The organism is Thermomonas sp. (assembly GCF_035369645.1).
GTDB lineage: Bacteria > Pseudomonadota > Gammaproteobacteria > Xanthomonadales > Xanthomonadaceae > Thermomonas.
This window is the reverse complement of sequence record NZ_DAOOUM010000037.1, coordinates 20588-28145: the sequence shown is the minus strand read 5'-3', so window position 1 is coordinate 28145 and position 7558 is coordinate 20588. Positions and strand designations below refer to the sequence as shown.

Here is a 7558-nt window from a genome sequence, read left to right as displayed (position 1 = left end):
GCCAGCGAGATGGTGGGCATGTAGCAAATCATCGTCGCCAACATCACCCAGAACATGGTGTGCGGGTCATTGACCTGCGGCACATAGAAGAGTGTCAGCGCGCCACCGATATGCAGCAAGCCATAGAGTTTTTGCGCACTGATCCACTTGTCGGCCACCACGCCCATCAACGCTGGCATGAACAGGGCGCTGATACCCATGGTCGAAAAAATCGCGCCGAAGCTGGTGCCGGACCATTGCTTGTTCTGGAACCAATACGCGCCGATGGTGATCAGCCACGCCCCCCAGATGAAAAACTGGAGAAAATTCATTACGGTCAGGCGCAGCTTCAGATTCACACAGGCTCCCATGCCAGGCGCTACGGCGCGCCTGCTTGGCGCAGGGTAGGGCAGCGCGGGCGTGATCGGCAAGACGCGGTGCACATCGCGGCGTACACCGTTGGCATCAACTTTCGCGCGCGACCACTCGGTTGCGGCCTTCCAGTTTGGCCTGACGCAGGCGCAGGTCGGCGCGCCGCAACAGTTGCGACAGATCCACGCCATCCTGCGGCCAGCTGGCAATGCCGGCACTGAAGGTCAACCGGATGGGGTCATCGCCCACGTCGGGGATGAAAGGCTGGGTGGCCATGGTGCGGCGCAGCGACTCTAAGCGCTCCCAACTGCGGCCAGTGGGCAGCGCCATCACCAAGACAAATTCTTCGCCGCCCAGCCGTACCAGCCAATCGCCGGCTTCCAGTCCGCTGCGCAGCACCGTGGTGGCATGCCGAAGTGCGCGGTCACCTATCACATGACCAGCTTCGTCATTGATCCGGCGGAAATAGTCCAGATCGATCAAGCACAGGGACAGCGAGCTGCCGGTATCGCGGGCGTCATCCACCAAGCCGGGAAACCGATGAATCAGCAGGGTGCGATTGGGCAAGCCGGTCAGGCCATCATTGCCAGATAATTCCACCAAACGTTGCATGCGGTAGGTCACCGCTGCGGTGATCGTGGTCATGATGCCCAGCAACAGCAAGCGTTGCAGGATGTTGGAAACCCGCACCGTGCCGTATTCCAACGACACCAGTTGCTCGGGGGAATGCACCATCGAAAACACCACGATCGCCATCACGGTGTACTGCAACATCGCCAGCCCGCCGGTGAACAAGGTCAAGCGGCCATCATTGCGCAATGCGGTCATGGTGATGGCAATCAAATAGAACGCCCACACCACCATGCTATTGAGGCCAGTGGCTGGCGAGCTCAAGGCCAGTAGCGCCAAGACCAATGAGGTCAGGCTGATGTCATAGCAGGATGTTGCCCATGGTAACCAGCGCAAACGTCGGGATTGCCGTGCCAGCGCCAGCCACACCTGCGACAACGCGATTGCGGCAATAACCCCCAGCATGCCGGCAACGCCTTCGGTCGGTGTGAATTCGCCCGTCACCAAATTCACCAGCGGCAACAACAGCAGGGCCAGCGACAAGCCGGCGCGCAATTGCGCCACTAGCAATTCGCCGCCAGCACCCAGCTCCAGCATCAACGCATCCGGCGGCGAGCGTAATTGATGCCAGAACTCGCGCAGCCCGGTTCCGATGATGTTCAAGCCAGTCCCCTTGCGTGTCAGGCACGCGTGCGTGGTCGCTTGCGTTCCGTCGCAGCTTAGGGTGTTGTGCGGCTAGGCTCAACGTGCGGGCCTATACTGCGGGGAACTTGAATGGAGTGAACGCAATGACACAGTTTCTTGCACTGATCTTGCTATTGGCTGGGATCATTGGTGTGGCAAAGACCGTGCGGATGGTGCCGCAGGGCTACGAATGGACGGTAGAGCGCTTTGGTCGCTACACCCATACGATGACACCGGGCCTGCATTTTCTAGTGCCGATCATGTACAGCGTGGGCCGCAAGATCAACATGATGGAACAGGTGATGGACGTGCCCAGCCAGGACGTGATCACCAAGGACAATGCCGTGGTCAAGGTCGATGGCGTGGTCTATTTCCAAGTGCTGGATGCCGCCAAGGCCGCGTATGAAGTGGCGCAGTTGGAAGTGGCCATCCTCAATTTGGTGATGACCAATATCCGCACCGCGATTGGTTCGATGGATCTGGACGAGTCGCTGTCCAAGCGCGATGAAATCAACACCAAGGTGCTGCACGCGGTCGATGAGGCCACCCACCCGTGGGGCATCAAGGTCAACCGCATCGAATTGAAAGACATCCAGCCGCCGCGTGACTTGGTGGATTCGATGGCGCGGCAGATGAAGGCCGAGCGCGAAAAGCGCGCCAACATCCTGGAAGCCGAGGGCTTCCGCCAGGCGGCAATCCTCAAGGCCGAAGGCGAAAAACAATCCACGATTCTGGAAGCCGAAGGTCAAAAAGAATCCGCCTTCCGCCAGGCCGAAGCGCGCGAGCGTTTGGCCGAGGCCGAAGCCAAGGCCACGATGTTGGTGTCCGATGCGATTGGCAGCGGCGACGTGCAGGCGATCAACTACTTCATCGCGCAGAAATACATCGAGGCGTTCAAGGCACTGGCCGAAGCACCCAATCAGAAATTCGTGATGATGCCGATGGAATCGGCCGGCATCATCGGCTCGATTGGTGGGATTGCCGAGTTGGCCAAAGAAGCGATGACCAAGCAGGCCACGGGCAAGGCGGTTGCCAAGGCGGAGGGCTGAGGCATGCGTTGGGACATGTTTGCGTGGGCGGCGTTTGCACTGGTGTTGATCGCCGCCGAAGTGCTGGCACCGGGGGCGTTCATGTTGTGGATGGGGCTGGCCGCAGGCGTGGTGTTTCTGGCGGTGTGGCTGATCCCCGGGATTCCGCTGCTGGCGCAAGTGGCTGCGTTTGTGGTGCTGAGTTTCATTTCCATCCAGATCTACCGCACGTGGTTTCGCAAGCGCGAGCCGGGCAGTGACCAGCCGGCGCTGAACAAGCGCACGGCAGCCTTGGTGGGGCGGGTGGTGTTGCTAGAACGCGCCATCGTCAATGGCCGTGGCCGTGTGCAGATTGCCGACGCGTATTGGGATGTGACCGGGCCAGAGCTGCCGGCGGGTGCCGAAGTGCGCATCATCGGCGGCGATGCCATGAGCTTGCAGGTGCAGGCGGTTTGATCTGACCGCAGACCCGTACGCAGGGCGTGCAAAGCTTTGGGATAATGCCGCTCCCCCACACGCAAGACAGGCCTTCACCATGACGCAAAAGACCATCCTCAACGACACCCATCGCGCGCTTGGCGCCAAGATGGTCGATTTCGGCGGTTGGGACATGCCGATCCACTACGGCTCGCAGCTCGACGAGCACCATCAAGTGCGCCGCGATGTGGGCATGTTCGATGTGTCGCACATGACCGTGGTGGATTTGAATGGCACACGCGTGCGTGAGTTTTTGCGCCATCTGGTCGCCAACTCGGTGGACAAGCTGCAAAAATCCGGCAAAGCGCTGTACACCGCGATGCTCAACCCGCAGGGCGGGGTAATTGACGATCTCATCATCTACTTCATGGATGAATCGTGGTTCCGGCTGGTGGTCAATGCCGGCACCCGCGACAAAGATCTGGCGTGGATCGGTGCGCAAGCCAAGGCCTTCGATGTCACCGTCAGCGAGCGCCCTGAATACGGCATGGTGGCCGTGCAAGGCCCCAATGCCCGCGCCAAGGTCATCGGTCTGCTGCGCGAGGAAGATCAAGCACCGGTATCGAAGTTGGTGCGGTTCTCCGCCCGCGCCGCCAAAACTACTGAGGGTGTAGATGTATTCGTGGCGCGCACCGGCTACACCGGCGAAGACGGCTTTGAAGTGATCGTGCCGGAAGCACAAACCGTGGCGTTCTGGAACGCACTGCTGGCTGCCGGGGTGAAGCCGGCGGGTCTTGGTGCGCGCGACACCCTACGTTTGGAAGCCGGCATGAATCTGTATGGGCAGGACATGGACGACACCGTGTCACCGCTTGAAGCCGCACTGGCGTGGACGCTGGTGTTGGATGATGGTCGCGACTTCATCGGCCGCGCCGCGTTGGAAGCGCAGCAAGCCGCCGGCAACGCCCGCCAGATGATTGGCTTGGTGATGGATGAGAAAGGCGTGCTGCGCCACGGCCAGAAAGTCCTGACTGCGCATGGCGAGGGCGAAATTCTATCGGGCACGTTCTCGCCCACCATCGGCAAGGCGATTGCATTTGCGCGCGTGCCGGCCGGCGACATCCCGCTGGGCGCGGGGGCGAACGTCCGCGTCGATATTCGTGGCAAAGAAGTCCCCGTGCGTGTGGTCAAGTTCCCGTTTGTGCGCGATAACACCATCCAGCCCGGCATCTGACCTTTCGGCGTTTGCTTCGCTAGAATTCTCTAATCAGACTTTCCTAATCAGACCTCACATCCCCCCAACGTGCTGCGCAACAGGAGTCATCCTCATGAGTGAAATCCCCGGCGATCTCAAATTTCTCAAATCCCACGAATGGGTGCGTGCCGAAGACGGCGGCAAGGCCACCATCGGTATTTCCGACCATGCCCAAGGCCTGCTGGGCGACTTGGTATATGTCGAATTGCCGAATGTGGGCGACCAGATTCAAGTGGGCAACGCCTGCGCCGTGGTGGAGTCGGTGAAGGCCGCCTCCGATGTGTATGCGCCGGTGTCGGGCAAGGTGATCGAAGTCAATGCGGCGCTGGCCGACAAGCCCGAAACCATCAACGAAGATGCCTATGGCGATGGTTGGCTGTTTGTGATCGAACTTGACGACGCCGATCAGCTGGCCGATTTGCTGGCACCGGATGATTATGCCGAGCTCCTGGAAAGCGACGAACACTGATCGCTTTTCACATCTGCAAACGCAAACCCGCGATGGCGACATCGCGGGTTTTTTATTGGCGAACACCGCGTACAAGCGAAAAATTTCTGCGCAAAATTCGCGCAAACATGCTTGTGCGACGCGAAAACAATGTGTCTGTTGTTGCTTGGTGAGCTGCTTGCTTGCAACAGCATGCGTGCATCTTTTTGTCGTGCAATGGATGCGGTAAAAATTTCTGCCAATGTTTGGTGTGTGTGCTGAAAGCCGCATCTTGACTAGCGATGCGTCGATTTTCATGCGTGCTTCATGCGCCTGCTGCGCGCGCATGGTCGCGGCTTGTGCGTGCTCAGATACGCCGCACATGCACGGCTTGCATGACGCCTGTAAAAAATCTTTGCGCAAGATTGTTGACACTGGAAAAAAGCGTGATTAGGTTTCGCCAAGCAGACGTTCCTTATGGAATCAAGTGAGCAAGCAAATCGCGACAGTCGATAGCACGTCACCTAACGCCACCGCTGACAGCAATCGGTGGATGCAGACCAGCTACCCTCCAAGCGAATGCCTTCAGGAGATTTCACAAACGTCCATGTTCGAACCTGCAGTGCATCGCGCCGCAGGTTTTTTCATGGTCATGGGTACGTCCAAGGCCGGCGCGGGTTTTTTGCCCACATCGGTGCCACATCCGTACCGGTGCGCCTGGCGCGTCGGCGGTCGATCGCAGGTCCGATACCTGCGGCGTCTTGTGTAACTGGGCTTTACCGAACGACCCATTGACGAGGAGCCATACCATGGCCGTGAAAAAAGCTGCAAAGAAAGCCGTTGCCAAAAAACCGGCGGCGAAGAAGGCGGTAGCAAAGAAAGCTGTTGCGAAGAAAGCCGTTGCCAAGAAGCCAGCGGCGAAGAAGGCCGTAGCAAAGAAAGCCGTTGCCAAGAAGCCAGCGGCGAAGAAGGCCGTTGCGAAGAAGGCTGTTGCCAAGAAGCCAGCGGCGAAGAAGGCCGTTGCCAAGAAGGCTGTTGCCAAGAAGCCAGCGGCAAAGAAAGCCGTTGCCAAGAAGCCAGCGGCGAAGAAGGCCGCGGCCAAGAAGCCTGCTGCCAAAAAGCCGGCTGCCAAAAAGCCGGCTGCCAAGAAAGCTGCGGCCAAGAAGTCGGCAGCGGTGCCAGCCAGCTCGGCAGCACCCACACCGTCGCTGTAAGTCACACGCCTGTGCCGAGGGCATCCTCGGTGCAGGCGGTGTATGTCACTGCAAACCCTTCCCGTTGCCCAGGCGGGTGGGGTTTTTTTTAGGGAGATGGAAAGCCGATCAACGGCTTCAATTGCTTGCGCGTAATAGCTTAGGGCGGCGATGCTTTGGCTTTGCTGCTGCTGACGCCAGCAGGCGTGCCATTACGTTCGGCGTACAGCACATCTTCGGAGCCATCCATGGTGTCGTCATCCAGCCACTGACCGCCCGTCAAACCCAATGCGCTGTCCAAAATCGTGGGCAACAGGCCACTGGGCAAGGCGCTTTCGCTGTTCCACAAAATGACCACACCCAAGTCTTGTTCGGGCAGCATCGCCATCATTCCGCGATAGCCCTGAACCGCACCGCCGTGGAAAACGACGTTGTGCCCGGAATAGTTGTAGTCGCGCCAACCCAGTGCATAGCTAGCGGAATTCAAGCGCGCACGCCGCCACGAGTTGCCGTGAATTTCGGTAGGCGTGGTAACCAGTGGCGCGTGCAGCGTTGCCAGCAGGGGCGCAGGCAACACATCCGGACGGTGTCCGGTGTGCGCGATCAACCATTGCGCCATGTCGCTGATGCTGGCATTGACGCCAGCAGCAGGTGCCACCCGGTAATAATTGGGTTTGGGCATCAATGCGACCCAGCCGCCACGTCCGCGCACATGCGGCTTGGCCCAGCGGCCACTGGCCTCGATGCCCTCCAGCCCGTAGCTGGCATCGTGCATCCCCAGTGGCTTGAAGATGCGGCTGGCCACACTTTCACTGTAGAACTTGCCGGTGGTGGCAAACACGATGTCGCCAATCAGGCTGAACGCGACATTTTGGTAGGCGTAGCACTGGCCGGGTGCGCACGTCATCGGCGCATTGGCAAGCCGCATGGTCAGGCTGTGGTAGTCGGCATTGCCTTCCAAGTCCCGATCAAACGCATTACGGGTCAGCCCCACGCGATGGCTGAGCAAGTCGGCCACGGTGACTTCTTGCGCGGCCCCCGGCTGCGATAACTGAAACGAAGGCACGTAGTCGGTCAGATGACTATCCCAACGCAGCACGCCATCGTTGACCAAGATCCCGGTCATGGTGGCGGCAAAGGATTTTGATAACGACGCCAAGCGGAACACGGTATGAGCATCAACCGGCTGTGGATCCCGCACGTCGGTGATGCCATAGCCGCGCGCGCTTAGAACTTGGCCATTCTTGACGATGGCCATCGCCATCCCGGGGATACGGCCATTGGCCACCAGCGCCGAAGCAATGGCCTCGAAGCGTGCAACATCCAGGCGCGCAACATCCAAGGATGCAGCACTGGTGTTACCCGCCGCAGTAGCGGCAGCATTGGCGATGGGGGCGGTTGGTATGGGTGAAAGCGCAGCACTGGCTTGTGGGCGCGCAATCGCGCCATGCAGAGGGTTGACATCTTGTGCGGTCGAACCCAGCGCCAAGGGCAGCAAGGTGGTCAATAAGGCGGTACGCAGGCCAACCTTGATCATGTGCTCTTTCATCATGTGGGCCCCCTGCGTATGCTGCATCGATGGCCTGATTCTAGCGCCTGTTGCCACGATTGCATGAATAAGGGGAACTTTGAT

General features: G+C 59.4%; 7 protein-coding genes and 1 pseudogene. 5 read left to right on the top strand and 3 right to left on the bottom strand.

The features are described from left to right. Together PK789_RS08350 and PK789_RS08345 are read right to left on the bottom strand one after the other, a co-directional pair. Positions 1-338: pseudogene (locus PK789_RS08350) on the bottom strand (MFS transporter); the annotation flags it as partial. Between the two features lie 106 nt (positions 339-444). Next, entirely contained in the window at positions 445-1584 is a 1140-nt protein-coding gene (locus tag PK789_RS08345) for a GGDEF domain-containing protein (protein WP_324308310.1), read from the bottom strand. A gap of 125 nt (positions 1585-1709) precedes the next feature. On the opposite strand from PK789_RS08345, the gene PK789_RS08340 reads away from it, so the two are divergent. The 5 genes from PK789_RS08340 (at position 1710) to PK789_RS08320 (ending at position 5946) form a co-directional block, all read left to right on the top strand. Further along, on the top strand, positions 1710-2654 hold the full coding sequence (locus tag PK789_RS08340) for an SPFH domain-containing protein (protein ID WP_324308309.1): 945 nt from the start codon (positions 1710-1712) through the stop codon (positions 2652-2654). A gap of 3 nt (positions 2655-2657) precedes the next feature. Then, positions 2658-3089, top strand: coding sequence for an NfeD family protein (locus PK789_RS08335; RefSeq protein ID WP_324308308.1), 432 nt, complete (start codon positions 2658-2660; stop codon positions 3087-3089). A gap of 79 nt (positions 3090-3168) precedes the next feature. After that, positions 3169-4284, top strand: a complete 1116-nt coding sequence (gene gcvT / locus PK789_RS08330) for a glycine cleavage system aminomethyltransferase GcvT (protein WP_324308307.1) — start codon at positions 3169-3171, stop codon at positions 4282-4284. Between the two features lie 94 nt (positions 4285-4378). Continuing rightward, a complete protein-coding gene (gene gcvH, locus PK789_RS08325) occupies positions 4379-4774 on the top strand; it encodes a glycine cleavage system protein GcvH (RefSeq protein WP_324308306.1) in 396 nt (131 codons plus the stop codon). Between the two features lie 767 nt (positions 4775-5541). Further along, positions 5542-5946 (top strand): histone H1-like repetitive region-containing protein, encoded by a 405-nt coding sequence (locus PK789_RS08320; RefSeq protein WP_324308305.1) that lies wholly within the window; start codon positions 5542-5544, stop codon positions 5944-5946. A gap of 139 nt (positions 5947-6085) precedes the next feature. On the opposite strand, the gene PK789_RS08315 is transcribed toward PK789_RS08320, so the two are convergent. After that, a complete protein-coding gene (locus PK789_RS08315; protein WP_324308313.1) occupies positions 6086-7474 on the bottom strand; it encodes a serine hydrolase domain-containing protein in 1389 nt (462 codons plus the stop codon). Positions 7475-7558: the final 84 nt, after the last annotated feature.

Bases quoted from the DNA above. Each gene is read 5' to 3' on its own strand.
- PK789_RS08335 (WP_324308308.1), top strand. From the start codon at position 2,658: ATGCGTTGGGACATGTTTGCGTGGGCGGCGTTTGCACTGGTGTTGATC.
- PK789_RS08315 (WP_324308313.1), bottom strand. From the start codon at position 7,474: ATGAAAGAGCACATGATCAAGGTTGGCCTGCGTACCGCCTTATTGACC.
- gcvH (WP_324308306.1), top strand. From the start codon at position 4,379: ATGAGTGAAATCCCCGGCGATCTCAAATTTCTCAAATCCCACGAATGG.
- gcvT (WP_324308307.1), top strand. From the start codon at position 3,169: ATGACGCAAAAGACCATCCTCAACGACACCCATCGCGCGCTTGGCGCC.
- PK789_RS08340 (WP_324308309.1), top strand. From the start codon at position 1,710: ATGACACAGTTTCTTGCACTGATCTTGCTATTGGCTGGGATCATTGGT.
- PK789_RS08320 (WP_324308305.1), top strand. From the start codon at position 5,542: ATGGCCGTGAAAAAAGCTGCAAAGAAAGCCGTTGCCAAAAAACCGGCG.